25 protein-coding genes are annotated in these 26075 nt (G+C 71.0%); 5 read left to right on the top strand and 20 right to left on the bottom strand.

Annotated features, from left to right (window positions below):
* The first annotated feature begins 3 nt into the window (after nt 1-3).
* Nucleotides 4-912 carry an EamA family transporter RarD gene (rarD, locus tag FHU40_RS13085; protein ID WP_343057845.1) on the top strand — a complete coding sequence of 303 codons (909 nt, stop codon included), beginning with the start codon at nt 4-6 and terminating at the stop codon, nt 910-912.
* A 3-nt stretch (nt 913-915) separates the two neighbouring features.
* Here the strand turns inward: rarD and FHU40_RS27715 are convergent, their stop codons facing one another.
* The 17 genes from FHU40_RS27715 to FHU40_RS13005 all read right to left on the bottom strand — a co-directional run bounded on the left by FHU40_RS27715 (nt 916) and on the right by FHU40_RS13005 (nt 18770).
* A complete protein-coding gene (locus FHU40_RS27715; RefSeq protein WP_215526358.1) occupies nt 916-1920 on the bottom strand; it encodes a polyprenyl synthetase family protein in 1005 nt (334 codons plus the stop codon).
* Complete coding sequence (gene nuoN, locus FHU40_RS13080) at nt 1917-3515, bottom strand: NADH-quinone oxidoreductase subunit NuoN (RefSeq protein ID WP_183592753.1); 1599 nt, start codon at nt 3513-3515, stop codon at nt 1917-1919. The genes FHU40_RS27715 and nuoN overlap by 4 nt, the downstream gene beginning before the upstream one ends.
* A 159-nt stretch (nt 3516-3674) precedes the next feature.
* Nucleotides 3675-5201, bottom strand: a complete 1527-nt coding sequence (locus FHU40_RS13075; RefSeq protein ID WP_183592752.1) for an NADH-quinone oxidoreductase subunit M — start codon at nt 5199-5201, stop codon at nt 3675-3677.
* Nucleotides 5198-7129 (bottom strand): NADH-quinone oxidoreductase subunit L, encoded by a 1932-nt coding sequence (nuoL, locus tag FHU40_RS13070; RefSeq protein ID WP_183592751.1) that lies wholly within the window; start codon nt 7127-7129, stop codon nt 5198-5200. The genes FHU40_RS13075 and nuoL overlap by 4 nt, the downstream gene beginning before the upstream one ends.
* A gap of 11 nt (nt 7130-7140) precedes the next feature.
* Nucleotides 7141-7434, bottom strand: coding sequence for an NADH-quinone oxidoreductase subunit NuoK (gene nuoK / locus FHU40_RS13065; protein WP_183593791.1), 294 nt, complete (start codon nt 7432-7434; stop codon nt 7141-7143).
* Nucleotides 7435-7439: 5 nt separating this feature from the next.
* Complete coding sequence (locus tag FHU40_RS13060) at nt 7440-8267, bottom strand: NADH-quinone oxidoreductase subunit J (RefSeq protein WP_183592750.1); 828 nt, start codon at nt 8265-8267, stop codon at nt 7440-7442.
* Nucleotides 8267-8845: an NADH-quinone oxidoreductase subunit NuoI gene (gene nuoI, locus FHU40_RS13055; RefSeq protein ID WP_183592749.1), complete on the bottom strand. Its 579-nt coding sequence runs from the start codon at nt 8843-8845 to the stop codon at nt 8267-8269. Before nuoI ends, FHU40_RS13060 begins: the two co-directional genes overlap by 1 nt.
* On the bottom strand, nt 8845-10122 hold the full coding sequence (gene nuoH / locus FHU40_RS13050) for an NADH-quinone oxidoreductase subunit NuoH (RefSeq protein ID WP_183593790.1): 1278 nt from the start codon (nt 10120-10122) through the stop codon (nt 8845-8847). The genes nuoI and nuoH overlap by 1 nt, the downstream gene beginning before the upstream one ends.
* Nucleotides 10123-10139: 17 nt before the next feature.
* The gene (locus FHU40_RS13045) at nt 10140-12572 is read right to left on the bottom strand and encodes an NADH-quinone oxidoreductase subunit G (RefSeq protein WP_183592748.1); all 2433 of its coding nucleotides are present in this window, start codon (nt 12570-12572) and stop codon (nt 10140-10142) included.
* On the bottom strand, nt 12569-13879 hold the full coding sequence (gene nuoF, locus FHU40_RS13040; protein ID WP_183592747.1) for an NADH-quinone oxidoreductase subunit NuoF: 1311 nt from the start codon (nt 13877-13879) through the stop codon (nt 12569-12571). Before nuoF ends, FHU40_RS13045 begins: the two co-directional genes overlap by 4 nt.
* Nucleotides 13876-14535 carry an NADH-quinone oxidoreductase subunit NuoE gene (gene nuoE, locus FHU40_RS13035; RefSeq protein WP_183592746.1) on the bottom strand — a complete coding sequence of 220 codons (660 nt, stop codon included), beginning with the start codon at nt 14533-14535 and terminating at the stop codon, nt 13876-13878. Before nuoE ends, nuoF begins: the two co-directional genes overlap by 4 nt.
* On the bottom strand, nt 14532-15875 hold the full coding sequence (locus tag FHU40_RS13030; protein ID WP_183592745.1) for an NADH-quinone oxidoreductase subunit D: 1344 nt from the start codon (nt 15873-15875) through the stop codon (nt 14532-14534). The genes nuoE and FHU40_RS13030 overlap by 4 nt, the downstream gene beginning before the upstream one ends.
* 1 nt (nt 15876) lies before the next feature.
* On the bottom strand, nt 15877-16038 hold the full coding sequence (locus FHU40_RS29845) for a hypothetical protein (RefSeq protein WP_425490177.1): 162 nt from the start codon (nt 16036-16038) through the stop codon (nt 15877-15879).
* Entirely contained in the window at nt 16038-16751 is a 714-nt protein-coding gene (locus tag FHU40_RS13020; RefSeq protein ID WP_183592744.1) for an NADH-quinone oxidoreductase subunit C, read from the bottom strand. Before FHU40_RS13020 ends, FHU40_RS29845 begins: the two co-directional genes overlap by 1 nt.
* Nucleotides 16748-17302 (bottom strand): NuoB/complex I 20 kDa subunit family protein, encoded by a 555-nt coding sequence (locus FHU40_RS13015; protein ID WP_183592743.1) that lies wholly within the window; start codon nt 17300-17302, stop codon nt 16748-16750. The genes FHU40_RS13020 and FHU40_RS13015 overlap by 4 nt, the downstream gene beginning before the upstream one ends.
* Before the next feature lie 48 nt (nt 17303-17350).
* The gene (locus FHU40_RS13010; protein WP_183592742.1) at nt 17351-17710 is read right to left on the bottom strand and encodes an NADH-quinone oxidoreductase subunit A; all 360 of its coding nucleotides are present in this window, start codon (nt 17708-17710) and stop codon (nt 17351-17353) included.
* A gap of 370 nt (nt 17711-18080) precedes the next feature.
* Nucleotides 18081-18770, bottom strand: coding sequence for a demethylmenaquinone methyltransferase (locus tag FHU40_RS13005; RefSeq protein ID WP_183592741.1), 690 nt, complete (start codon nt 18768-18770; stop codon nt 18081-18083).
* 145 nt (nt 18771-18915) lie between these two features.
* Here FHU40_RS13005 and FHU40_RS13000 point away from each other — a divergent pair, with 145 nt between their 5' ends.
* A complete protein-coding gene (locus FHU40_RS13000; protein ID WP_183592740.1) occupies nt 18916-19755 on the top strand; it encodes a L,D-transpeptidase family protein in 840 nt (279 codons plus the stop codon).
* 14 nt (nt 19756-19769) lie between these two features.
* Here FHU40_RS13000 and FHU40_RS12995 read toward each other — a convergent pair whose 3' ends face one another.
* Nucleotides 19770-20399, bottom strand: coding sequence for a hypothetical protein (locus tag FHU40_RS12995; RefSeq protein ID WP_183592739.1), 630 nt, complete (start codon nt 20397-20399; stop codon nt 19770-19772).
* A gap of 64 nt (nt 20400-20463) precedes the next feature.
* Here FHU40_RS12995 and FHU40_RS12990 point away from each other — a divergent pair, with 64 nt between their 5' ends.
* Nucleotides 20464-21690: an isochorismate synthase gene (locus FHU40_RS12990; RefSeq protein WP_183592738.1), complete on the top strand. Its 1227-nt coding sequence runs from the start codon at nt 20464-20466 to the stop codon at nt 21688-21690.
* Between the two features lie 177 nt (nt 21691-21867).
* On the opposite strand, the gene FHU40_RS12985 is transcribed toward FHU40_RS12990, so the two are convergent.
* A complete protein-coding gene (locus tag FHU40_RS12985) occupies nt 21868-22503 on the bottom strand; it encodes an MBL fold metallo-hydrolase (protein ID WP_183592737.1) in 636 nt (211 codons plus the stop codon).
* A gap of 48 nt (nt 22504-22551) precedes the next feature.
* Here FHU40_RS12985 and FHU40_RS12980 point away from each other — a divergent pair, with 48 nt between their 5' ends.
* Both FHU40_RS12980 and FHU40_RS12975 read left to right on the top strand, forming a co-directional pair.
* On the top strand, nt 22552-23046 hold the full coding sequence (locus FHU40_RS12980) for a GNAT family N-acetyltransferase (protein ID WP_343057844.1): 495 nt from the start codon (nt 22552-22554) through the stop codon (nt 23044-23046).
* Nucleotides 23043-24215 carry a cytochrome P450 gene (locus FHU40_RS12975; protein ID WP_183592736.1) on the top strand — a complete coding sequence of 391 codons (1173 nt, stop codon included), beginning with the start codon at nt 23043-23045 and terminating at the stop codon, nt 24213-24215. Before FHU40_RS12980 ends, FHU40_RS12975 begins: the two co-directional genes overlap by 4 nt.
* On the opposite strand, the gene FHU40_RS12970 is transcribed toward FHU40_RS12975, so the two are convergent.
* The gene (locus FHU40_RS12970) at nt 24205-26070 is read right to left on the bottom strand and encodes a Na+/H+ antiporter (RefSeq protein ID WP_183592735.1); all 1866 of its coding nucleotides are present in this window, start codon (nt 26068-26070) and stop codon (nt 24205-24207) included. The two genes, FHU40_RS12975 and FHU40_RS12970, sit on opposite strands and share 11 nt — an antisense overlap.
* Nucleotides 26071-26075 lie beyond the last annotated feature (5 nt).

Raw genomic sequence — 26075 nt, 5'->3', positions numbered from 1 at the left:
TCGGTGCCAGACCAGCGCCGCGGCTTCCTCCTGGGCGTCGCGGCGTACGGTCTGTGGGGCCTGTTCCCGCTCTACTGGCCGCTCCTCGAGCCGGCCGGGGCGTTCGAGATCCTCGCCCATCGGGTGCTGTGGTCGTGCCTGACGATGCTCGCGCTGATCGTGCTGGTGCGGCGTACGCCGCAGCTGCGGGCGATCGCGCGGGACCGCCGGGTCCGGGTCGTGCTGACCATCGCCGCCGTTGTGATCAGCGTGAACTGGGTGACCTACATCTGGGGCGTCAACAACGGCCGGGTGGTCGAGACGTCGCTCGGCTACTTCATCAACCCGCTGGTGACCGTGCTCATGGGTGTGCTGATCCTGCACGAGCGCCTGCGGCCGGCGCAGTGGGTCGCCATCGGCATCGCGATCGCGGCCGTCGTCGTGCTCACGCTCGACTACGGGCGCCTGCCGTACGTCGCACTGGTCCTCGCGCTGTCGTTCGGCAGCTACGGACTCTGCAAGAAGACCGCGAACGTCGGCGCGACCGAGAGCCTGACCTTCGAGACGGCGGTCATCGGGCCGTTCGCACTCGTCTACGTGCTGTGGCTGGGCGCCACCGGGTCGTCCAACTTCGGCAACCACGGCGCCGGACACGCGCTGCTCTTCCTCACCACCGGCATCATCACGGCCGTGCCGTTGATCTGCTTCGGCGGCGCCGCCACCCGCGTCTCGATGGTGACCCTGGGCCTGCTGCAGTACCTCACCCCGATCCTGCAGTTCGGCCTCGGCGTGTTCTGGTTCCACGAGGAGATGCCCGCCGGCCGCTGGATCGGCTTCGTGCTGGTCTGGGTCGCGCTCGTCATCTTCACGGTCGAGGCGATCAGCCACCGGCGACGGCAACTGCGCCTGACCGTCGAGGCCTCCGCCGTCTGAGGACTACGCGGAACGGGTGGCGACGATGTCGGCGAAGGCCTCGAGCGCGGCGCGCACCGGGCCCTCGGGGACGGGGACGAGCCGGGCCTTGGCCCGCTCGGCCTCGGCGACGACGTACGCCCGAGCCTCCTCGATGGCGGGGTGCTTGCGCAGCAGGTCGAGCGCCTCCGCATGGCGCTCGTCGTCGCTCAGGTCGCCGTCGAGCAGCTCGCGAAGGCGGGCGTCGGCGGGGTCGGTGGAGGCCAGTGCCATCAGCACGGGCAGCGTCCGGACGCCCTCACGCAGATCGGTGCCGGGGGTCTTGCCCGACTCGCCCTGGTCGGAGGCGATGTCGAGGATGTCGTCGGAGAGCTGGAACGCCGACCCGACGATCTCGCCGTACGCCGTGAGCGCCTCCTCGACCTCACGGCTGGCACCGCCGAAGCGGGCGCCGTAGCGCGCCGAAGTGGCGATCAGCGAGCCGGTCTTGCCGGCGACGACCTCGAGGTAGTGCTGGAGCGGGTCCTCGTCGGGTCCGGCCGCGATCGTCTCGAGGATCTGCCCCTCGACCAGGCGGGTGAAGGTCTGCGCCTGGATGCGCACCGCATCGGCGCCGAGCTCGGCGGTGAGCTCGGAGGACTTCGAGAACAGGAAGTCGCCGGTGAGGATCGCGACGTGGTTGCCCCAGCGCGAGTGCGCGGTGTCGGCGCCGCGGCGCAGGTCGGCCTCGTCCATGACGTCGTCGTGGTAGAGCGACGCCAGGTGGGTCAGCTCGACCACGCAGGCCGCGGTGATCACCTCGTCGGCGTCGGGCCGGTCCCCCGCCTCGGCGGCGAGCAGCACCAGCAGCGGCCGGAACCGCTTGCCGCCCGCCTCCATGAGGTGGCTCGCCATCTCCGTCACGAACTCGGCGCGGCTGCGGACGTGACCTGCCAGCGCGTCCTCGACGAGGCCCAGGCGCTCACGAAGCCTCGTGGCCAGGGCCTCGTCACCGACGGGGAGAGCGAGAGCGGCAGATCCTGTCGTCACCTGAGGAATTGTCCAGCATGGTCGGCCAGCGTGAGAACCGGCCCAGGTACGACGCCGAGCACGAGCGTCGCGGCGAGCCCGACGGCGATGGTCAGCGAGGTGAGCACCGAGGGCCGGGTGACACTCGCGACCTCGCCCTGCTCGGGGCCGGCGTCGACGAAGAACATCAGCACGATCACGCGGACGTAGAAGAACACCGCGATGATGCTGCACACGATCGCCGCGAGCACGACCGGCCAGGCGCCGGCGGCGAGCGCGACGGTGAAGACCGCCCACTTGCCGACGAAGCCCGCGGTCAGCGGAATGCCGGCCATCGAGAGCAGGAAGAACGCGAACAGGCCGGCGACGAGCGGCGAACGGCGGCCGAGGCCGCGCCAGCGGGTGAACGCCGAGGCCTCGCCCGAGGAGTCGCGCACCAGGGTCACGACGGCGAAGGCGCCGATGATCGAGAAGGCGTAGGTCACCAGGTAGAAGAGCACCGCCTGGGTCGAGGTGATCTCGCCGTCGGAGAGCTCCGAGGCCTGCTGCACGCCGAGCACGCCGGTCAGCAGGAAGCCGGTGTGCGCGACCGACGAGTAGGCGAGCATCCGCTTCATGTCGGTCTGCACGATCGCGAGCACCGCGCCGACGAGCATCGTGAGGATCGCGACCACCCAGAGCATCGGCTGCCAGCTCCACCGGTCGGCGCCGAGCGCGACGTAGAAGAGCCGCAGGATCGCGCCGAACGCCGCGATCTTCGTGCCGGCCGCCATGAACGCCGTCACCGGCGTGGGTGCCCCCTGGTAGACGTCGGGCGTCCAGTTGTGGAACGGCGCCGCGCCGACCTTGAAGAGCAGGCCGACCGACAGCATGCCGACGCCGATCAGCAGCAGCGTCTGGTTGCCCAGGTCGTTGCGGACCGCCTCGTTGATGTTCGCGAACTCCATCGAGCCGGCGAAGCCGTACATCAGTGCGGCGCCGTAGATGAAGAAGCCGGAGGAGAAGGCGCCGAGCAGGAAGTACTTCAGCGCCGCCTCCTGGCTGAGCAGCCGGCGCCGGCGGGCGAGGCCGCAGAGCAGGTACAGCGGCAGCGAGAGCACCTCGAGCGCGACGAACAGCGTGAGCAGGTCGTTGGCCGTCGGGAAGAGCAGCATGCCGAAGACCGCGAACATCAGCAGCGGGTAGACCTCGGTGTGCTCCAGCCCGCGGGTGGACGCCTGGCGCTCGGCCTCGGTGCCCGGGAGCGCGGCGGCCTGGCCGGCGAACGCGGACACGCCGCCCTCGATCCGGCGCTCGGCGAAGAGCAGGACGCCGGCGAGCGCGCAGACCAGGATGACGCCCCAGAGGAAGACCGCCGGACCGTCGACGACCAGCGTGCCCTCGACGTCGATGGCACCGCGGGCGGCACCGTCGCCGTGTTCCGCCAGGCCGCGCCAGACGAGGACGGTCCCGACCAGCGCGGCCACGAGGCCGCCGCCGGTGAGCACGGTCTGGACGAGGAAGCGCCGCTCGCGCGGCAGGAACGCCTCGACGATGACACCGGCACAGGCCACGGCGAAGACCAGGATCAGCGGCCAGATGTCGCCGTACTCGATGGTGGGCTTGGTGAAGTCCATAGCGTTGTCTCCTTACCGCTGACCGTCGCGAGCGGCGGCCTGCGGGATGCCTGGCAAGGCGGACGAGGGAGGCGTGGCGGAGCCACGACGACCGAGGACAACGCCGTCCAGGCGCCCACAGGTCGTCGCGCAGCAGGTCGTGCGGTGAGGAGACATCGCTTAGTGAGCACCTTCCTCGGCCACCGGCACGGTCGGCGGGTCGTCGGTCACGCCGACGTGCTGGAGCAGCGAGTCGACGGTCGGGTTGACGGCGTCGAGCATCGGCATCGGCCAGAAGCCGAAGACCACGAGCGCCGCGATGAGCGGCACGACGGCGACCAGCTCGCGCCGGCCGAGATCGCGGATCGCCTCGTCACCGGGCACCGACGGTCCGGTCATCGTGCGCTGGTAGAGCCAGAGCACGTAGATCGCCGCGAGCACGATGCCGGTGACGGCCACCGCTCCGACCCACCAGTGGTAGTCGAAGGCGGCGATCAGCACCAGGATCTCGGAGACGAACTGGCTCAGCCCAGGCAGGCCGAGGGTGGCCAGGCCGGCGATCAGGAACAGCCCGGCCAGCACCGGCGCCCGACGCTCGACGCCGGTGATCTCGCTGATGAGGGACGTGCCCTTGCGCTGGATCAGGTAGCCGGCGAGCAGGAACAGCGCCGCGGTGCCGATGCCGTGGTTGACCATGTAGAGGATCGAGCCGGAGCCGCCCTGGCTGGTCAGCGCGAAGATGCCCAGCGTGATGAAGCCGAAGTGGCTCAGCGAAGTCAGACCGATCAGACGCAGGATGTCGTCCTGGCCGATCGCGAGGAACGCGCCGTAGACGATGGAGATCAGCGCCAGCGTGACCACCACGGGGGTCGCCCACTCCGAGGCGCCCGGGAAGAGCCCGAGGCAGAAGCGCAGCATCCCGAAGGTGCCGATCTTGTCGAGGATGCAGACCAGCAGCACGCTCGTGCCGGGGGTGGCCTTCTCGGTGGTGTCGGCCAGCCAGGTGTGCAGCGGGAACAGCGGCGCCTTGACCGCGAACGCGATCATGAAGCCTGCGAAGAGCCAGCGCTCCCAGGCGGTGCTCATGTCGAGCTGCTGCAGGTCGGAGAGCAGGTACGACGGCGAGCCGGCGTCGGCCGAGACGACGTAGAGCCCGATCACCGCGGCGAGCAGCACCAGGCCGCCGCCGAGCTGGTACATCAGGAACTTCAGCGCCGCGTAGCCGCGACCCTCACGCCCGAAGCCGCCGATCAGGAAGTACGCCGGGATCAGCGTGGCCTCGAAGACGACGTAGAAGAGGAACACGTCGGTCGCGAGGAACACGCACAGGGAGAACGCCTCGAGTGCGAGCGCCCAGGCGAAGAACGCCGTCGGGTTGCGGTCACCCTCGTGCCACGCGGCGACGAACACGATCGGCACCAGGCCGACGGTCAGCAGGATCATCATCAGGCCGAGCCCGTCGACACCGAGGGCGTAGTGGACGCCGAAGGCCTCGATCCAGGTGTGGGTCTCGGTCAGCTGCATGCCCGCGCCCGCGTCGTACTGCGCCGCGATCACGATGCCGACCACCGCGGTCAGCAGCGCGAACGCCAGCGCGACCTGCTTGGGCAGCGGGGTGTGGCGGCTCGCCTTGGGCAGGAACGCCGTGACCAGCGCGCCGACGAGCGGCACGAGGATCAGGACGGTGAGCCAGGGGAAGTCGTTCACGCGAGATTCACCGCCAGGAGGGCCAGGGCGACCAGGAGCGCGCCACCGAGGATGGACAGGGCGTAGGTGCGGACGAAGCCGTTCTGGACGCGGCGGGCGAACCCGGCGAACCCGCCGAGCGCGACCGGGCCACCCGTGAACACGCCGTCGACGACGTACTTGTCGGTGATCAGCAGTGCCGTCGTGAGCTCCCGACCCGGGTTGACCACGAGCGTGTCGTTGATCTGGTTGCCGTAGACCTCTTCACGGCCGGCCTTGGTCACCCAGGAGACGTCCTGCGGAGCCTCGCGCGGCACCTCGCGCTTGCCGATCAGGAACCAGGCGAGTGCCACGCCGACGGCCACCACGCAGACCGCGATCACCGTGATGGCGAGCGCCGGGAGCGGTGGGTCCTCGTGTGGCGCGACACCGGTCACCGGCGCGAGGAAGTCGACGATCCAGTCACCGGCGATCATCACGCCACCGAGCACCGACAGCGCGGCCAGCACGATCAGCGGCACCGTCATCACGGAGGGCGACTCGTGCGGGTGCACGTCCTTCTCCCAGCGCTTGTCGGTGAAGAAGGTCATCAGCATCATCCGCGTCATGTAGAAGCCCGTGATGCCCGCGCCGAGCAGCGCGCACAGCCCCACGAGCCAGTTCTCGGCGAGCGCGGTCTCGATGATCTTGTCCTTGGACCAGAAGCCGGAGAACCCGGGGAAGCCGATGATCGCGAGGTAGCCCATCGCGAACGTCAGGAACGTCACCGGCATCATCTTGCGCAGCGCGCCGTAGTGCCGCATGTCGACGTCGTCGTCCATGCCATGCATCACCGAGCCGGCCCCGAGGAACATGTTGGCCTTGAAGAAGCCGTGGGTCAGCAGGTGGAAGATCGCGAACGCGTAGCCGGCGGTGCCGAGACCGGCGCCGAGCATCATGTAGCCGATCTGGCTCATGGTGGAGCCGGCCAGCGCCTTCTTGATGTCGTCCTTGGCGCAGCCGATCCACGCGCCCCAGAGCAGCGAGATCACCGCGACGATCACGACGACGGTCTGCGCGTCGGGGGCGAGGTCGAAGACGAAGTTGGAGCGGACGATCAGGTAGACGCCCGCGGTCACCATGGTCGCGGCGTGGATGAGCGCCGAGACCGGGGTCGGGCCCTCCATCGCGTCGAGCAGCCAGGCCTGGAGCGGGAACTGCGCCGACTTGCCGCAGGCGCCGAGCAGCAGCAGCAGGCCGAGGATCGTCATCGTGGTCTGCGACGCCTCGCCGGCCCCGGCGCTGATCACCGTGAAGCTGGTCGAGCCGAAGGTGATGAAGAACAGCATGATCGAGAGCGAGAGGCCCATGTCGCCGACGCGGTTGATCACGAAGGCCTTCTTGGCCGCCGCGGCCGCGGACGGCTTGTGCTGCCAGAAGCCGATCAGCAGGTACGACGCGAGGCCGACGCCCTCCCAGCCCAGGAACAGTCCGAGGTAGTTCTCGGACAGCACGAGCATCAGCATCGCCGCGACGAAGAGGTTCAGGTAGGCGAAGAACCGGCGCCGCCGCGGGTCGTGTGCCATGTAGCCGATCGAGTAGACGTGGATCAGCGAGCCCACACCCGTGATCAGCAGCAGGAACAGCGCCGACAGCGGGTCGTAGAGCAGGTCCATGCCGACGTCGAGGTGGCCGGTCTGGAACCAGGTGTAGAGCTCCTGGACCACCTGGCGGTCGTTGTCGTCGCGGCCGAGCAGCGAGATGAACATCGCCAGCGAGATCGCGAACGAGCCGATCGGCAGCGCGGTGCCGAGCAGGTGGCCCCACCGGTCGGTGTACTTCCCACCGATCAGCAGCACCGCCGCGCCGGCGAGCGGGAGCGCGATCACCAGCCAGAGCAGCGAGAACACGCCGTCCGCGGAGGTCGGGTCGACGACCGGGATGCCGCCGCCTTCGTGGAACGCATACATCTACGCGACTCCTAGTACTTCAGCAGGCTGGCGTCGTCGACCGAGGCCGAGCGACGGGTCCGGAAGATGGTCATGATGATCGCGAGCCCGATCACGACCTCGGCCGCGGCGACGACCATCACGAAGAACGCCGCGATCTGGCCGTCGAGGTTGCCGTGCTGCTTGGCGAACGCGACCAGCGCGAGGTTGGAGGCGTTGAGCATCAGCTCGACGCACATGAACACCACGATCGCGTTGCGGCGGGTCAGCACGCCGACGCAGCCGATGGTGAACAGGATCCCGGACAGGACGACGAAGGGGGTCACGTCGCTCACTCGTGCTCACCTCCGGTCGCGGGGGCCTCCTCGGTCGTCGACGCCGGCGGTGCCGCGTCGCGACCGGCGTGTGGCGCCCAGCCGATCTGGTTCTCGATCTCCTCGATGTCGTCGGCCATCGCCGGGGCGGAGCGCACGGTGCCGCGGGCCGCGAGCACCCGCGAGACCGAGGACTCCGCGGCGGTGCCGTCCGGCAGCAGCGCCGGGGTGTCGACCGCGTTGTGACGGGCGTACACACCCGGAGGGGGCAGCGGGCCGAGGTGCGCGCCCTTGTCGGCGTACTCCTGGAGCCGCTGCGCGGCCCGCTCGGCCTGGCCGACCCGCGGGGTCAGCCGCTCGCGGTGGGCGAGCACCATCGCACCCACGGCGGCGGTGATCAGCAGGGCGCTGGTGGCCTCGAACGCGAACACGTAGCGGGAGAACAGGATGTTGGCGAGCGCCTGGACGTTGCCGGGCGCGTTCGCCTCGTCGAGCCCCACCGCGGTGCCGAGCGAGACCTGGCCGAGACCGGTGACGAGCAGGACGCCGAGGGCGACGCCGCCCACGATCGCGAACGCCCGCTGGCCGCGGATGGTCTCGACGACCGAGTCGGACGCGTCGACGCCGACCAGCATCAGCACGAACAGGAAGAGCATCAGGATCGCGCCCGTGTAGACGATGATCTGCACCGCGAAGAGGAACGGCGCCTCCAGCACGAGATAGAGCACCGCGAGCGAGATCATCACGACCGCCAGCAGCAGGGCCGCGTGCACGGCCTTGCGGACGAAGAGCAGGCCGAGGGCGGCGATCACCATGATCGGCGCGAGGATCCAGAAGGCCACCATCAGGCATCGCCTCCCTGGGCCGGCGCGGGCGCGGAGAACTCGCCGCGGTAGTAGGCGCCCTCGTCGTCGCCGAGCCGCATCGGGTGCGGCGGCTGCTCCATGCCGGGCAGCAGCGGGGCGAGGAGGTCGGACTTCTCGTAGATCAGGTCGGCGCGATTGTCGTCGGCCAACTCGTACTCGTTGGTCATCGTCAGCGCCCGGGTCGGGCACGCCTCGATGCACAGGCCGCAGAGGATGCAGCGCAGGTAGTTGATCTGGTAGACGCGGCCGTAGCGCTCACCGGGGCTGAACCGGCCCTCGCCGTCGGGGTCGTCGCTGTTCGATGCGCCCTCGACGTAGATCGCGTCGGCGGGGCAGGCCCAGGCGCACAGCTCGCAGCCGATGCACTTCTCGAGGCCGTCGGGCCAGCGGTTGAGCTGGTGTCGTCCGTGGAAGCGCGGAGCCGTGGGCTGCTTGTCGAACGGGTACTGCTCGGTGACGACCTTCTTGAACATGGTCCGGAAGGTCACCCCGAACCCGGCGACCGGGTCCCAGAACTGCTCCTTCATGGACTTGGACTCTGACTTCGGCTGGGCCATCAGCCCTCACCTCCGGTGACGGTGGAGCTCGAGGTGCGGAACGCGAGCGGCTGGGCGGCGCCGCGGACGGCGCCCCCGGCGGGCATCGGCGGCACCGGGTACCCGGTCGGGGCGGCCTCGGCCTCGGCGTCGGCCTCCCCCTGGTCTCCCTCGCCGACGAAGAACAGGACGAGGAACACGACGGCGAGGATGCCGATGCCGATCAGGATCCAGCGCCGGTCGACGCCACCCTCGAGGGAGATCGCGCGGATGGTCGAGACGGCGACGATCCAGAGCAGGGCGACCGGGATCAGCCGCTTCCAGCCGAACGCCATGAACTGGTCGTAGCGCAGGCGGGGCAGCGTGCCGCGCAGCCAGATGAAGATGAAGACGAAGAACATGACCTTGCCGAAGAACCACAGCAGCGGCCAGTAGCCCTCGTTGGCGCCCGCCCACACGTGGTCGATCCAGAACGGCGCGTGCCAGCCACCGAGGAACAGCGTGGTCGCGAGCGCGGAGACCGTGGCCATGTTGATGTACTCGGCCAGGAAGAACAGCGCGAACTTCAGCGAGCTGTACTCGGTGTGGAAGCCGCCGACCAGCTCGCCCTCGGCCTCCGGGAGGTCGAACGGCGCGCGGTTGGTCTCGCCGACCATCGCGATGCAGTAGATCACGAACGACGGGGCGAGGATCAGCCCGAACCACAGGTCGTCCTGGGCGGCGACGATCTCCGAGGTCGACATCGAGCCGGCGTACAGGAAGACCGCGACCAGGGCCAGGCCCATCGCGACCTCGTAGGAGATCATCTGCGCGCTCGAGCGCAGACCACCGAGCAGGGAGTACGTCGAGCCGCTGGACCAGCCGCCGAGCACGATGCCGTAGATGCCGATCGACGCGATCGCCAACACGAACAGCACGGCCACCGGCATGTCGGTCAGCTGCAGCGGCGTCTCCTGACCGAAGAAGTTCACGGTCGGGCCGAACGGGATCACGGCGAACGCGACGAACGCCGGCACGACGGCCATGATCGGCGCCAGGATGAAGACCAGCCGGTCGGCGGCCTTCGGGGTGACGTCCTCCTTGAGCGCCAGCTTCACGCCGTCGGCCAGCGACTGGAGCAGGCCGAAGGGTCCGTTGACGTTCGGGCCGATGCGGTGCTGCATCCGCGCGACGACCCGGCGCTCCCACCAGATGTTGAACAGGGTGAGCAGCACCAGGACCACGAAGATCAGCAGCGTCTTGAGGCCGATGACCCACCAGACGTCGTTGCCGAACGCGTCCAGCGAGTCGGCGGCCATCGGGAGTACGGAGGTGCTCACCGGTCTGCTCCCTTCGCGATCGTCACCCGGCTGCCGGGCGAGGCCAGGTCGGCCAGCACACCCCTGCCGAACGAGTTGGCCGGCACCCAGACGACGTCGTCGTCGAGATCCGCCGGCTCCGCCGGCAGCGTCACCGAGCCGCGGTCGCCGGTGAGCGTGACGGTGCTCCCGTAGGCGTCGTACGCCGCGCGCGAGAGGCGGGCCACGGGGGCTCGCCCGGTGGCGCGGTAGGCCTTGTCGCCGTCCTGCATCGAGCCGTTGTCGATCATCAGCTTCCAGGTCGCCAGCGCGTACCCGTCGGTGGTTGAGGAAGGCGCGCTAGCGCCTGTCTCGAAACCACCGAGCGTGGCCCGCGCGCCGTCCCAGGGACCCATCTCCGCCATCTCGGCCCGCGCCTCGGCGACGGTGCGGAAGCCGAGCGGCCGGCCCATGCCCAGCGAGCTCAGCTCCTCGGCGATGCCGGAGAGGATGCGCAGGTCGGGCAGCGACGAGGGGCTGGAGAAGACCGCCTCGAACGGCCGCGGGCGCCCCTCCCAGGTGACGAACGTGCCGGCCTTGTCGGCGGTCGGTGCGACCGGGAACACCACGTCGGCGGCCCGGGTCACATCGGTCTCGCGCAGCTCGAGTGCGACCACGAACGACGCGGCCTCGATCGCGGCGCGGGTGGCGGCCGGGTCGGCGGTGTCGTCGGGGTCGACGCCACCGATCACGAGTCCACCGAGCTCGCCGGAGCGCAGCCCGGCGACGATGCCGTCGGCGTCGCGGCCGGGGGTCTCGGGCAGGTCGGTACCCCAGTCGGCACCGGCGTCGACGCGGGCGGCGGCGTCGGCGACCGGGCGGCCACCGGGCAGCAGGTTCGGCAGGCAGCCGGTCTCGACGGCCCCGCGATCACCGGCCCGGCGCGGCACCCAGGCCAGCCGGGCGCCGGTCTTCGCGGCCACGCTCGCCGCGGCGCTCAGCGCACCGGGCACCGCCGCGAGGCGCTCGCCCACCAGGATCACCGCGGTGCTGTCGATGCCGAAGTCGGCGTGGCCGACCAGAGCCTCGAGCGCGGCGGCCTCGCCGCCGGGGGCGGTGCGGACCAGGTGGCCGTGCATCTTGGCCAGGCCGCGGGAGGCGTAGGGCGCGATCGACACGACGCGGGTGCCTCCCCCAGACCCGGCATGGCCCGCGGCCTTGCGCAGCCGCAGGAAGATCATCCCGGCCTCGTCCTCGGGCTCGAGGCCCGCGAGCACGACGGTCGCGGCCGACTCGAGGTCGGCGTACTCCACCGGCGTGCGCAGCGCCACCTCGGCGGCCAGGAACGCCGCCTCCTCGGCGGAGTGCGGCCGGGCCCGGAAGTCGATGTCGTTGGTGCCGAGCGTGACCCGGGCGAACTTGCTGTAGGCGTAGCCGTCCTCGGCGGTGATCCGGCCACCGGTCAGCACGCCGGTGGCGCCGGCGTTGCGGAGCCCGCGGGCCGCGACCGCGAAGGCCTCGGCCCAGGAGGCCGGCCGCAGCTCACCCCTTCCCCCGTCCGGCAGGGTCTCGCGGACCTGCGGGTAGGTGAGCCGGTCGGGCTCGGTCGCGTAGTGGAAGCCGAAGCGGTCCTTGTCGGTGATCCACTCCTCGTTGACCTCGGGGTCGTTGCCGGCCAGGCGGCGCATCACCTTGCCGCGGCGGTGGTCGATGCGGATCGCGGAGCCGCAGGCGTCATGCTCGGCGACACCGGGCGTCGAGACCAGGTCGAAGGGGCGCGACCGGAAGCGGTAGTCGGCGCTGGTCAGCGCGCCGACCGGGCAGATCTGGATGGTGTTGCCGGAGAAGTAGGACTCGAACGGCTCGCGCTCGTAGATGCCGACCTGCTGGAGGGCACCGCGCTCGACCAGCGCGATGAACGGGTCACCGGCGATCTGCTCGGAGAAGCGGGTGCAGCGCGCACAGAGCACGCAGCGCTCGCGGTCGAGCAGCACCTGGGCCGAGATGTTGATCGGCTTGGGGTAGGTGCGCTTGACCCCACCCCGCGCCGAGAAGCGCGAGTCCGCACGGCCGTTGCTCATGGCCTGGTTCTGCAGGGGGCACTCGCCGCCCTTGTCGCAGACCGGGCAGTCCAGCGGGTGGTTGATCAGCAAGAACTCCATGATCCCCTGCTGCGCCTTGTCGGCGACCGGGCTGGTGGCCTGGGTGTGGACGACCATGCCCTCGGCGACCGGCAGCGTGCAGGAGGCCTGCGGCTTCGGGAACCCGCGGCCGTTGCCGGCGTCGGGCACCTCGACGAGGCACTGGCGGCAGGCGCCGACCGGGGCGAGCAGCGGGTGGTCGCAGAAGCGCGGGATCTGGACGCCGACCTGCTCGGCGGCGCGGATCACCAGCGTGTCCTTCGGGACGCTGACCTGGACGCCGTCGATGGTGAGCGTGACGAGGTCCGTCGTGGCGGGGGTCTGCGTCATGCCGTCACCTCCTGTCCTGCCCAAGCGGTCGAACGGGCCGGGTCGAAGGGACACCCGCCCTGGGTGAGGTGCGCGATGTACTCGTCCCGGAAGTACTGGATCGAGCTGGCGACCGGGCTGACCGCGCCGTCGGCGAGCGCACAGAACGAACGGCCCAGGATGTTGTCGCACTGGTCGAGCAGCAGGTCGAGGTCCTCCTCGGTGCCCTCGCCCTTCTCCAGCGCGGCCAGCACCTGCACCAGCCACCACGTGCCCTCGCGGCACGGGGTGCACTTGCCGCAGGACTCGTGCTTGTAGAACTCCGTCCAGCGCAGCACGGCGCGCACCACGCAGGTGCTGTCGTCGAAGATCTGCAGCGCCCGGGTGCCGAGCATCGAGCCCGCGGCGCCGACGCCCTCGAAGTCCAGCGGGACGTCGAGGTGCTCGGCGGTCAGCAGCGGGGTGCTGGAGCCGCCGGGCGTCCAGAACTTCAGCTCGTGGCCCTCACGGATGCCACCGGCCAGGTCGATCAGCGTGCGCAGCGTGATGCCGAGCGGCGCTTCGTACTGCCCGGGCTTCTGCACGTGCCCCGAGAGCGAGAAGATGCCGTAGCCCTTGGACTTCTCGGTGCCCATCGACGAGAACCAGCCGCGACCGTTGGCGATGATGCTCGGCACCGACGCGATCGACTCGACGTTGTTGATCACCGTCGGGCTCGCGTAGAGGCCGGCGACCGCCGGGAACGGCGGGCGCAGCCGAGGCTGGCCACGCCGGCCCTCGAGGCCTTCGAGCAGCGCGGTCTCCTCGCCACAGATGTAGGCGCCCGCGCCCGCGTGCACGACGATGTCGAGGTCGTAGCCGGAGCCGTGGATGTTCGTGCCGAGGTGGCCGGCCAGGTAGGCCTCCTGCACCGCGCGCTGGACGCGGCGGATCACGTGCAGCACCTCGCCGCGGATGTAGATGAACGCCTTGTTGGCGCGGATCGCGTAGCTGCTGATGATCACGCCCTCGACCAGCGTGTGCGGGCTGGCCATCATCAGCGGGATGTCCTTGCAGGTGCCCGGCTCGGACTCGTCGGCGTTGACGACGAGGTACTTCGGCTTCGGGTTGTCCTGCGGGATGAAGCCCCACTTCATGCCGGTCGGGAAGCCGGCGCCGCCGCGGCCGCGCAGGCCGGACTCCTTGACCTCCTCGATGACCGCGTCGGGCGCCATCGCGAACGCCTTGTCGAGGGCCCGGTAGCCGCCGCGGGCTTCGTACGCCGCGAGCGTCCAGGCGCGCTCGTCGCCCCAGTTGTCGGTGAGGACCGGGGTGAGTGTGTCGGTCACTTGCTCTCCTCCTGACCGGCCTCGGGCGCGGTCCAGCCGTTCTCGCGCGCGATCTCGAGGCCGACGAGCGAAGCCGGGCCGGCGGCCGGGCCCTCGTCGGCGAGGTCGTCGGGGAAGCCGGCGAGCACGCGCTCGGCCTCGCGCCAGGTGACGATCCGCGGGCCGCGGGTGGAGCGGACCTCCTTGCCCTCGCGGAGGTCGTCGACCAGCTCGACGGCCGACTCCGGGGTCATGTTGTCCATGAACTCCCAGTTGACCATCATCACCGGGGCGTAGTCGCAGGCCGCGTTGCACTCGACGTGCTCGAGGGTGATCTTGCCGTCCTCGGTGGTCTCGTCGTTGCCCACGTCGAGGTGGCACTTGAGCTTGTCGAAGATGGCGTCGCCGCCCATCACCGCGCACAGCGTGTTCGTGCAGACGCCGACGTGGTAGTCGCCGACCGGGCGGCGCTTGTACATCGTGTAGAACGTCGCGACGCCGCTGACCTCGGCGGCGGAGATGTCGAGGATCTCGGCGCAGACCTCGATCCCCTCGGGCGTGATCCGGCCCTCGATCGACTGCACCAGGTGCAGCATCGGGAGCAGGCCGGAGCGGGCCTCGGGGTAGCGGGCCGCGATCTCCCGCAGCTCGCTGAGGTTCTCCTGGGTGAGTGTCATCGGTCGACGCCTCCCATGACCGGGTCGATGGATGCGATCGCGACGATCACGTCGGCGACCATGCCACCCTCGGCCATCACGCTGGTGGCCTGGAGGTTGGTGAACGACGGGTCGCGGAAGTGGGCGCGGAAGGGCCGGGTGCCGCCGTCGGAGACGACGTGCGCGCCGAGCTCGCCGCGGGGCGACTCGACCGGCACGTACACCTGGCCGGCCGGCACCCGGAAGCCCTCGGTCACCAGCTTGAAGTGGTGGATCAGCGCCTCCATCGACTCGCCCATGATGTGGCGGATGTGGTCGAGGCTGTTGCCCATGCCGTCGCTGCCGATGGCGAGCTGGCTCGGCCACGCGATCTTCTTGTCCGCGACCATGACCGGGGCGCCATCGAGCTTTGCGAGCCGGTCGGCGGCCTGCTCGACGATCCGCAGCGACTCCCACATCTCGTTGAGCCGGATCCGGAACCGCCCGTAGGAGTCGGAGGTGTCCCAGGTCTGGACGTCGAAGTCGTAGGTCTCGTAGCCGGAGTAGGGCTCCGTCTTGCGCAGGTCCCAGGGGTAGCCGGTGCTGCGCAGCACCGGGCCCGACATGCCGAGCGCCAGGCAGCCGGCCAGGTCGAGGTGGCCGACGCCCTCGAGGCGGGCCTTGAAGATCGGGTTGGCGTTGCAGAGGTCGGCGTACTCGGGGAGCCGCTTCTTCATCAGCGCGATGAAGCTGCGGATCTCGTCGAGCGCACCCGGGGGCAGGTCCTGGGCCACGCCGCCGGGGCGGATGAACGCGTGGTTCATGCGCAGGCCGGTGATCAGCTCGAAGAGGTCGAGCACGAGCTCGCGCTCGCGGAAGCCGATCGTCATCACGGTCAGCGCGCCGATCTCCATGCCGCCGGTCGCGATCGCGACGAGGTGGGAGGAGATGCGGTTCAGTTCCATGAGCAGGACCCGCATGACCTGGGCCTTCTCGGGGATGTCTTCCTCGATGTCGAGCAGCCGCTCGACGCCGAGCACGTAGCTCATCTCGTTGTAGAACGGCGAGAGGTAGTCCATCCGGGTGCAGAACGTTACGCCCTGCGTCCAGGAGCGGTACTCCATGTTCTTCTCGATGCCGGTGTGCAGGTAGCCGATGCCGCAGCGGGCCTCGGTCACCGTCTCGCCCTCGAGCTCGAGGATCAGGCGGAGCACGCCGTGCGTGGACGGGTGCTGCGGACCCATGTTGACGACGATCCGCTCCAGCACCTCGTCCTCGGCGAGGCCCTCGGCGATCGAGTCCCAGTCCTGGCCGGTGACGGTGAAGACGCGACCCTCGGTGGTCTCGCTGGAGCCGGCGTAGAGGTCTTCGGTGGTGCTCATGTCAGTTGTAGCTCCGTCGCTGGTCGGGCGGCGGCACGCTGCCGCCCTTGTACTCCACGGGAATGCCGCCCAGCGGGTAGTCCTTGCGCTGGCCAGGGTGATAGAGCGCCCGGCCAGTCGTCCCGACTACTGGCCGCACGGCGCTGAGCTGCAGCTTCTTCATCAGTTGTAGCTCCGTCGCTGGTCGGGCGGCGGCACGCTGCCGCCCTTGTACTCCACGGGAATGCCGCCCAGCGGGTAGTCCTTGCGCTGGGGGTGGCCCGGCCAGTCGTCGGGCATCAGGATCCGGGTGAGCGCGGGGTGGCCGTCGAAGACGATGCCGAACATGTCGAAGGTCTCGCGCTCGTGCCAGTCGTTGGTTGGGTAGACCGAGACGATCGACGGGATGTGCGGGTCGCTGTCCGGCGCGCTGACCTCGAGCCGGATCCGGCGGTTGTGGGTCATCGAGAGCAGGTGGTAGACCGCGTGCAGCTCCGCGCCGGTGTCGTCGGGATAGTGCACCCCGCTGACGCCGGAGCAGAACTCGAAGCGCAGCCGCTCGTCGTCGCGGAGCACCTGCGCCACGGTCAGCAGGTCCTCGCGGCGGACGTGGAAGGTGATCTCGCCCCGGTGGATCACGACCCGCGGGGTCGCCACCTCGAGACCCGCCGCCCGGCCGGCCTGCTCGAGCGCGTCGGCGACCTCGTCGTGCCAGCCGCCGAAGGGGCGCTGCGCGTCACCCGGGAAGAGGATCGGCTTGACGAGCCCGCCGTACCCGCTGGTGTCGCCGGAGCCGCGGACGCCGAACATCCCGTGGCGTACGCCGACCTCGTGCACCTCCCCCGTCTGGGCGGGGACGTTCTCGGGGGTCTGGTCGGTGTGGTCGTTCTCGCTCACCGCAGCAGTCCCTTCATCTCCGAGGTCGGGAGCGCGCGCAGCGCCTGCGTCTCGAGCTCCTCGACCTCACGCGCCCGGTTGGCGCCCAGCTTGGTGTTCTGCACCTGGTCGTGGAGCTTGAGGATCGCGTCGATGAGCATCTCGGGACGCGGCGGGCAGCCGGGCAGGTACATGTCGACGGGCACGACGTGGTCGACACCCTGGACGATGGCGTAGTTGTTGAACATGCCACCGCTGCTCGCGCAGACGCCCATCGCCAGCACCCACTTGGGGTTCGGCATCTGGTCGTAGATCTGGCGCAGCACCGGGGCCATCTTCTGGCTCACCCGGCCGGCCACGATCATCAGGTCCGCCTGGCGCGGGCTGGCCCGGAAGACCTCCATGCCGAAGCGGGCGAGGTCGTACTTCGGGCCGCCGGTCGTCATCATCTCGATGGCGCAGCAGGCCAGACCGAAGGTCGCCGGCCAGAACGACGCCTTGCGCATGTAGCCGGCGACGCCCTCGACGGTCGTCAGCAGGACGCCGCTCGGGAGCTTCTCCTCAATTCCCATGAACATCTCCTCCGGGAGAACGCAGGCAGGGTGCGGACATCGCGGGCCTCAGTTCCAGTCCAGGCCGCCGCGACGCCATACGTAGGCGTAGGCGATGAAGACCGTGGCGATGAAGAGGACCATCTCGGCGAGCCCGAAGAGCAGCAGCTGGTCGAACTGCACGGCCCAGGGGTAGAGGAAGATGATCTCGATGTCGAAGACGATGAAGAGCATCGCGGTGATGAAGTACTTCACCGGGAAGCGGCCGCCGCCGAGCGGCTGCGGCGTGGGCTCGATGCCGCACTCGTAGGAGTCCAGGCGGACCCGGTTGTAGCGCTTGGGCCCCACCACCGCGCTCATGATCACGGAGAAGACCGCGAACGCGCCCGCGAGGACGGCCAGTGCCAGGACCGGCGTGTAGAGCTCCATGCTTCGCCTCTCTTCCGGGCCGTCTTTCCCGGGCCGTCTTGTGACCTTGTGAATGGAATCACTAAGTGGTCCGAGGGCCATCTAACCACTTCGAAAAGGCCGCTGCACCCCCGGGGGACCCGGGTGCCCGGGTTGCTGCCATCGGCCCCGGATTCGGCGCCTGACCTGCGCATTTAGCGCATGGGAGCGTGCCCTAATTCGGAGGATGGGGGTGGTTGAGGCGCGAGCGCAGCGAGCCTCGAGACCACCACCGCCCGCACGGCACCGACGCGGACACCGCCGCTTCCCGGCTCACCGGGTTTCGAGGCTCGGGCCTGGCGGCCCTCACACCTCAACCAGCGCGTCGCCGGCGTGGAGGTGCGAGCGTGGCTCAGCGGGTGGCGCGATGCAGGGCGACGATGCCGCCCGACAGGTCCCGCCACTGCGGCCGCTGCCAGCCGGCCGCGCCGATCAGGTCGGCCAGACCGCGCTGGTCGGGCCACGCGCGGATCGACTCGGCCAGGTACACGTACGCGTCGGGCGCGGAGGAGACCGCGCGGGCGATCGGCGGGAGCGCCCGCATCAGGTACTCCAGGTAGACCGTGCGCCACGGCGCCCAGGCCGGATGGCTGAACTCGCAGACGACGAGGCGACCGCCCGGCCTCGTGACCCGGCGCAGCTCCCGCAGCCCGGCCTCGGGGTCGACGATGTTGCGCAGCCCGAAGGAGATCGTGACCGCGTCGAAGCTCTCGTCGGCGAACGGCAGCTGGGTGCCGTCGCCGGCCGTGAACGGCAGGTGCGGCAGGGCCTGCTTGCCCACCCGCAGCATGCCGAGCGAGAAGTCGCACGGGACGACGGTGGCGCCCGCGTCGGCGAAGGGCTGGCTCGACGTACCGGTGCCGGCGGCGAGGTCGAGCACCCGCTCGCCCGGCCGCGGGTCGACCGCGGCGATCACGGCCCGGCGCCACCGGCGGTCCTGGCCCATCGACAGCACGTCGTTGGTGACGTCGTAGCGGCGCGCGACCGCGTCGAACATGCGACGGACGTCGGACGGCTGCTTGTCGAGCTCTGCGCGGACCACGCGGAGAGACTACGGGCCGGGCGTGGGGCTCCCGGCATCGGTCACAGGTTGGTCACGACGCGGGCGACGCGCCGCCGGAATGCAACCGAAGCGCCCGTCGGGGCGTCACCCTCGTGTCCGCCTCCCACTTCCCCAGGAGTGCCCCATGCTGTTCGTGCGTCGCCTGCTGCTCGGCCTCGCGGTCGCCGCCCTGCTCTGCGCGGCGGCGGTCGTCACGGGCGACGCGCTCCACGACGGCCCGACCGGCCGTCCGGCCGCGGTCGGCCCCGCCGGCCCCGCCGGCCCCGAGGAGGCGGTGGCACCAGGCACGACGTACCCGCCGGCCACCGCCCGGGTGCCCCGCATCGAGTCCGGCCCGCGGCTGCTCGGCCCCGACGACCGCGGCCGGCCGGTCCGCGACCTCCAGGCGCGGCTGCGGCAGATCGACTGGTTCCAGTCCGACGTGACCGGCTTCTACGGCCGGCTCACCACCACGGCCGTGCGAGGCTTCCAGGCCAAGCGCGGCATCCCGGTCACCGGAGTCGTCGACCGGCGCACGCACGCGCGGCTGCACGCGATGACCGCGAAGCCGACCCGAGCAGAGCTGCACAACCGCGCCAACGCCCCGGGCTCGCTCGACCCGCGCTGCCGGGTGGGCCGGGTGCTGTGCATCGACAAGACCAGCTCCACGCTCCGGTGGGTGGTCGACGGGCGGGTCCGACAGACGCTCGACGCCCGCTTCGGCGCGGCCGCCACCCCCACCCGCGAGGGCGTCTTCCACGTCTACGTCAAGAGCGCCGACCACGTGTCGCGGCTCTACGGATCCGCGATGCCGTTCGCGATGTTCTTCTCCGGCGGGCAGGCCGTCCACTACTCCTCGGACTTCGCCGCGGTCGGGTACGCCGGGGCGTCCCACGGCTGTGTGAACATCCGCGACTACGCCGGCATCGAGCGCCTCTTCGGGCAGGTGCGCCTCGGCGACGCCGTCGTCGTGTACTGGTCCTGACCGGTCGGCCCGGCTCAGCCCTCCTGGAGGCTGTCGAGCAGCTCGTCGGCGATGCCGACGAGATCCTCGGCCGGGACCGCGCCGGAGCCGACCTGCGCGGTCAGCCCGTCGTGGGTGACCTGGCACTGGCTGAACACCGGCTCGCCGGCGTCGCCGCCCATCGCCTGGCCGAAGCTGAGGATGCAGACCCCGTCGCCGACCTGGGTCATCTCGGTCGGCGCCTGGCCGCCGGTGTTCTCCGGGTCCGGCAGGTTGTTCGGGGCGAACGCGCCGCCCTCGGACTGGAAGACCTGCACGAAGATCGCCTGGGCGCCCTCCGCGACGTACGTGCGGGTGGCGGCCGCCCGGCCGAGCACCTCGGGCAGCACCTGGTTGCCGTACTCGGCGTTGGCCTTCTCCTGCTTGACGATTTCGTCGGCCTGCTCCGCGAGCTCGCCGCCCTCGAACGCCTTCGGGTCGTCGGACGCGATGTACCCGCCCGGCAGGGTGTCGGGCAGCGTCAGCGTCATGTCGCTCTGGGCCGACTCCTCACCCTGCGCCTTCGGCAGGCCGATCGCGAACGCGGCGACCAGGCCGAGGATCACGATGCCGAGGAGGATGCCGACCAGGGTCGACGTGCGGCTGGTAGACGTGGGGGTGCTCACGTCCCGCGACGCTACCCGCCCCGTCGAGGCGGGTTTCGAGCGGGTGCGTGAGTAGTCTCGGCCCGTGACGCTCACCGTCCGCACGGTCCACCTCGACTCGGCCCAGGCCACGCGGCTCCTCGACCTGGTCCCGGCCGACCGTCCGGTGACCTGGCTGCGCCGCGCCGACGGCCTCGTCGGCTGGGGTGTCGCCGCCGAGGTCCGCACCAGCGGGGCGACCCGGTTCGCCGACGCCGACAAGTGGTGGCGCGAGACCACCGCCCGCGCGGTCGTGCACGACGAGGTCGGGGAGCCGGGCACCGGCCCGGTGGCCTTCGGCACGTTCGCGTTCGCCGACGAGCCCGGCGAGTCCGTGCTCGTCCTGCCGCGCGTCGTCGTGGGACGCCGCGGCGACGTGGCCTGGCTGACGGTCGTCGGCGACGAGCCGGTCCCCGACCTCGCGCCCGCCGACCCGCCGGCCCCGCCCTCGGGGGCGAGCTTCGCCGACGGCGCCCTCAACGGCGAGCAGTGGATGTCGGCGGTGGCCGATGCCGTCGCGCGGATCGGACGCGGCGACCTGGAGAAGGTCGTACTGGCGCGCGACCTCGTCGTCACCGCGGACGAGCCGATCGACGTGCGCTGGCCGTTGCGCCGGCTCACCGAGCAGTACCCGATGTGCTGGACCTTCCACGTCGACGGGATGTTCGGCGCCACCCCCGAGATGCTGGTGCGCCGCGAGCGCGGCCTGGTCACCTCGCGGGTGCTGGCCGGCACCATCCGGCGTACCGGCGACGACGAGCGCGACCTGGCCCTTGCCGCCACCCTCGCCCGCTCGTCGAAGGACCTCGAGGAGCACGAGTACGCCGTGCGCTCGGTCGCCGACTCCCTGGAGCCGCACTGCTCGTCGATGAACGTGCCCGAGGCTCCGTTCGTGCTGCACCTGCCGAACGTCATGCACCTCGCGACCGACGTCGCGGGCGTGGTGCACGACGCGGCGACGGTCTCCTCGCTGCAGCTCGCCGAGGCGCTGCACCCCTCCGCCGCCGTCGGCGGCACCCCGACCCCGGCGGCCACCGCCCTGATCGCCGAGATCGAGGGCATGGACCGCGGTCGCTACGCCGGGCCGGTGGGCTGGATGGACGCCACCGGCGACGGCGAGTGGGGCATCGCGCTCCGCTCGGCCGTCATCGCCGGGTCGACCGTCCGCCTCTTCGCCGGCTGCGGCATCGTCGCGGACTCCGACCCCCAGGCCGAGCTGGCCGAGGCGCAGGCGAAGTTCGTGCCGGTGCGGGACGCGCTGACCGCTGGTTGAGCGGGCGCAGGAACAACCCTAGGAGCCTCCTGAACAATCCGCGCGGCTACGCGACGGCCGGTGGAGCGTTGGCTGCGTTCGCCTCGGTCGAAGTGACCCGCCACGCCTTCCCTCGGCCGCCTTGCCACCGCACGCACCGGCCGCCGCTCGCGCTCGCCCGTCTTGTTCAGCAGACTCCTAGAGGTCCTCGCCGTCGGCGCGGCGGACGTACTCCAGGCCCTCGTTCGGCAGGAACGCGTTCATGTGCTGCTCGAGGATGCCGTGGGCGACCTCGGTGTAGATCCGGTCGTGGATGGCGAGGTTGCGCGGCGCCTTGACCGCCCGGGCGAACTCGACCGCCTCCGAGGCCTTGAGCCAGGGCGCCGACGACGGCACGAGCAGGACGTCGACCGCCTCGCCGGGCTCCGTGAGCGCGTCGCCCGGATGGTAGACCTTCGTGCCGCCGGCGTCGACGACGTAGCCGCTGTTGGTGATCCGCGGGAACTCCGGGTGGATCACCGCGTGCAGCTCACCGACGGCGCGCACGGGCAGGCCCACGTCGAAGGTGTCCCCCGGCGCGACGACCGTGATCCGGTCGGCCAGCCCGGGGGCGTCCTCACGGATCTTCGCGGCGACCGCCGCGATCGTGAAGATCGGCGCGTCCGCGGCGACCAGGTGGTCGGGCAGGTAGTGGTCGAAGTGCTCGTGGGTGATCAGCACGGCGTCGGCGCCGTCGACCGCGGCCGGGTCGGTGAAGGCGCCCGGGTCGACGACCACGGTCGTGCCGTCGTGCTGGATCCGGACGCAGGCGTGGCCGAACTTGGTGATCCGCATGCGTGCCACGCTAGCGCCCGCGGCGCATCCGCTCCTTACGATGCTCACGTGGACCTCACCCAGGCGCCGGTGCTGCGCGCGGCCGGCCCCGACGACGCGGCGGCCGGTGCCACCATGCACGCGGCCTGCTGGCGCGAGGCCTACGGCCCGTACGTCGACGCCGGGCTGCTCGAGGCGCGCCTGGCCGACACCGACCGCTGGGTGGAGGCCTGGACCCGTCAGCTGGCCGGTGGGCCGCCGCGGGTCCTGGCCGAGGTCGACGGCGAGCTGGTGGGCTTCGCGGTCGCCGGGCCCAGCCGCGACGAGGACCACGCCACGCCGGCGGAGCTCTACGCGATCTACACCCGCTCGGCGTGGTGGGGCAGCGGGCTCGGGCAGCGCCTCTGGGACGCCGTCCGGCCCGACGAGCCGTGCTCGCTGTGGGTGCTGGAGGCCAACCAGCGGGCCCGGGCCTTCTACCGCCGCAACGGGTTCGAACCCGACGGATCCCGCGAGCTGTACGCCGGGCTGGACGCCTGGGAGATCAGGATGGTGACGCCATGACCTACTTCGACCTCTCCGACCCGGCGTTCGACGTCACCTCGCCGACCGTGCACGAGGCGCGCGACGAGAGCTGGTACGTCGAGACCAACTGGGGCTGGGCGGTGCTGCGGCACGCCGAGGTGAGCGCGCTGCTGCGCGATCGCCGGTTCCGCCAGGGCAACGCGCGGTGGCCGGCTCAGAACGGCATCCACTCGGGCATGTTCTCCGACTGGTGGCAGGAGACCCTGCTCAGCCTCGAGGGCGACGACCACGCCCGGATCCGACGGCTGCTGATGCCGGCCTTCCGCAACAAGACGATCGCGGCGATGCGGCCGCGCTTCCAGGCGCTGGCCGACGAGCTCATCGACGGATTCGCGGAGCGCGGCACGGTGGAGTTCGTCAGCGAGTTCGCCGAGCCGTACGCCGCGCGGATCATCTGCGTGCTGCTCGGCCTGCCCGAAGACAACTGGCACCAGGTCGCCCAGTGGGCCGACGATCTCGGCGCCTCGTTCTCCATCGACGTCGGCAACCAGGTGCCGCGCATCGAGGCCGCGCTGACCGGCCTCTACTCCTACGTCGAGGAGGTCGTCGCCGACCGGCGCGCGCACCCCCGCGACGACCTGGTCACGACGCTGGTGCAGGCCACCGACGACGGCGACCGGCTCAGCGAGCACGAGCTCGGCGTGGCGCTGGTCTTCCTGGCCTTCGCCGGCATGGAGACCACCCGCAACCAGCTCGGGCTGGCGCTGCAGACGCTGCTCGCCCACCCCGACCAGTGGCGGCTGCTCGGCGAGCGGCCGGAGCTCGGCGAGAACGCCGTCGAGGAGGTCATGCGCGTCAACCCGACCGTCACCTGGGTGACCCGGGAGGCGTTGGAGGACGTGGACTTCCAGGGCCTGCACATCCCGAAGGGCGGCATCGTGCAGACGCTCTCGCACAGCGCCGGGACCGACCCGGCGGCGATGCCCGACCCGGCGTTCGACATCACCCAGCAGCGGCCGCCGCACCACGGCTTCGGCGCCGGCGTGCACCACTGCCTGGGCCACTTCGTCGCGCGCACCGACATGGCGGTCGCGCTGCCGCTGCTCGCGCGGCGGATGCCGGACGCCGTGCCCGACGGCCCGGGCGAGTGGCTGCCGGTGTCGGGCAACACCGGAGCGCTGCGCTTCCCGATCCGGTTCACGCCGTGAGGTGGTGCACGTAGCACCACCGCCAGTCCTCGCCGGGCTCGGCCGACTGCATGACGGCGTGCTGGGCCTCGCGGAAGTGGCGGGTGGCGTGCTGGTTCGGCGAGGAGTCGCAGCAGGCGACGTTGCCGCACTCCAGGCAGCGCCGCAGGGCCACCCACCGGGTGCCCTCGTCGAGGCAGGCCTGGCAGTACGTCGCGGGCGGGGCGTCGACCGCCGGGAAGCGCTCGAGGTCGGCGCAGCTGTCGCCGGTCGACCAGCGGCGCTGGGCGTAGGCCGCCGCCTCGTCGCGCTCCTGCTCCGCGCTGTCGAGCATCGACTCCTCGACGTCGAGCATCGCGAGCACGTCGGCGATCACCTCGGAGGCGATGTTGCCGGACCTGCGGATCTCGAGGATCCGGCGCCGCTCCGCCTCGATCATCTGGGTCCGGATCCGGTAGTAGAGCGCGGCCGGTGACTCCTCGTCGGCGGTGGTGCCGAGCCGCTCCCAGGCGGCGAAGTTGCGCTGGTCCAGCCGCTGCCGGATCAGGTCGCAGACGCCGGCCTGGTCGTCGTACTCGATGCGCTCGAGCTCCTCGAGCGCGGCCTTGCCCGCCTGCTGGAGCAGGGTCGCCCGGGCGAGCGCGTCGTCGAGCGGGTCGGGGGCGGGCACCTTGAGCCTCCGCGCGAGCCACGGCAGCGACAGTCCCTGGATGAGCAGCGTCCCGGCCACGACGGCGAACGCGATGATCAGCAGCACCTCGCGGTGATCGGTGTCCTCGGGGATCAGGAACGCCGCCGCCAGCGTCACGACGCCGCGCATGCCGGCCCAGCCGAGCAGGAACGTGAACGACCACGACGGCACCTGGCCGGTCACCGGGTCGCGCCCCGGGCGCACCAGGGCGTAGCGCGCGACGAACACCCACACCAGCCGCAGCACGATCACAGCCACCACCGTCGCGACGCACACGGCCACGATCCGGGCGCCGGAGAGCGAGCTGTCGGCGAGGTCCTGGAGCAGCCACTGGGCCTGGAGCCCGATCAGCGCGAAGACGGTGTTCTCGAGCAGGAACGCGATCGTGCGCCAGTTGATCCGCTCCGCGATCCGCGACTGCGCGGTCTGCAGGATCGGGGCCTTGTGGCCGAGCAGCAGGCCCGCGACCACGACGGACACGACACCCGAGGCGTGGATCCGCTCGGCGGCGAGGAAGCACGCGAACGGGATCACGAACGACAGCCCCACGTCGAGCACCGGCTCGGTGATCCGCTTGCGCAGCCAGCCGACGACGACGAACCCGACCAGCCCGACCAGCACGCCACCGCCCGCCGCGACCACGAAGTCCCAGCCGACGTGCCAGGCCTCCACCCCCACGGCCGCCGCGGCCAGCGCCGTACGCAGCGAGACGAGCGCGGTCGCGTCGTTGAAGAGCGACTCCCCCTCGAGGATCGTCACGATCCGCCGGGGCAGCCCGATGTTGCGGCCGATCGCCGTTGCGGCGACCGCGTCCGGTGGCGCGACGACCGCACCGAGGGCCAGGGCGATCGGCCACGAGATGCCGGGCACCATCGCGTGGACGAGCCAGCCGACGCCCGCGGTCGTGAACAGCACCAGCCCGACGGAGAGCAGCAGGATCGACCGCCGGTTGGCGTTGAAGTCCCCCAGCGACGACGTGATCGCCGCGGAGTAGAGCAGCGGCGGCAGCAGCCCGAACAGCACGACCTCGGGCTCGAGATGGAGCTGCGGCACGAACGGCAGGAACGACGCGGCCACCCCCGCCACCACCAGCAGCAGCGGAGCGGGCACCTTCACCCGATCGGCGACGACGACCCCCGCGAGCACGCAGACGGCCAGTGCGACCAGCAGGAAGGCGACGTCCACGGCGC

The organism is Nocardioides soli, assembly GCF_014191495.1.
GTDB classification, from domain to species: Bacteria; Actinomycetota; Actinomycetes; order Propionibacteriales; family Nocardioidaceae; genus Nocardioides; species Nocardioides soli.
This window is presented reverse-complemented; position numbering and strand designations above follow the sequence as displayed.

Excerpts from the sequence above, each read along its gene's own strand:
- nuoN (WP_183592753.1), bottom strand. The coding sequence starts at position 3,515 with ATGGACTTCACCAAGCCCACCATCGAGTACGGCGACATCTGGCCGCTG.
- nuoL (WP_183592751.1), bottom strand. The coding sequence starts at position 7,129 with ATGTATGCGTTCCACGAAGGCGGCGGCATCCCGGTCGTCGACCCGACC.
- FHU40_RS13060 (WP_183592750.1), bottom strand. The coding sequence starts at position 8,267 with ATGGTGGCCTTCTGGATCCTCGCGCCGATCATGGTGATCGCCGCCCTC.
- nuoI (WP_183592749.1), bottom strand. The coding sequence starts at position 8,845 with ATGGCCCAGCCGAAGTCAGAGTCCAAGTCCATGAAGGAGCAGTTCTGG.
- nuoH (WP_183593790.1), bottom strand. The coding sequence starts at position 10,122 with ATGGCCGCCGACTCGCTGGACGCGTTCGGCAACGACGTCTGGTGGGTC.
- FHU40_RS13045 (WP_183592748.1), bottom strand. The coding sequence starts at position 12,572 with ATGACGCAGACCCCCGCCACGACGGACCTCGTCACGCTCACCATCGAC.
- nuoE (WP_183592746.1), bottom strand. The coding sequence starts at position 14,535 with ATGACACTCACCCAGGAGAACCTCAGCGAGCTGCGGGAGATCGCGGCC.
- FHU40_RS13030 (WP_183592745.1), bottom strand. The coding sequence starts at position 15,875 with ATGAGCACCACCGAAGACCTCTACGCCGGCTCCAGCGAGACCACCGAG.
- FHU40_RS29845 (WP_425490177.1), bottom strand. The coding sequence starts at position 16,038 with ATGAAGAAGCTGCAGCTCAGCGCCGTGCGGCCAGTAGTCGGGACGACT.
- FHU40_RS13015 (WP_183592743.1), bottom strand. The coding sequence starts at position 17,302 with ATGGGAATTGAGGAGAAGCTCCCGAGCGGCGTCCTGCTGACGACCGTC.
- FHU40_RS13010 (WP_183592742.1), bottom strand. The coding sequence starts at position 17,710 with ATGGAGCTCTACACGCCGGTCCTGGCACTGGCCGTCCTCGCGGGCGCG.
- FHU40_RS13000 (WP_183592740.1), top strand. The coding sequence starts at position 18,916 with ATGCTGTTCGTGCGTCGCCTGCTGCTCGGCCTCGCGGTCGCCGCCCTG.
- FHU40_RS12985 (WP_183592737.1), bottom strand. The coding sequence starts at position 22,503 with ATGCGGATCACCAAGTTCGGCCACGCCTGCGTCCGGATCCAGCACGAC.
- FHU40_RS12975 (WP_183592736.1), top strand. The coding sequence starts at position 23,043 with ATGACCTACTTCGACCTCTCCGACCCGGCGTTCGACGTCACCTCGCCG.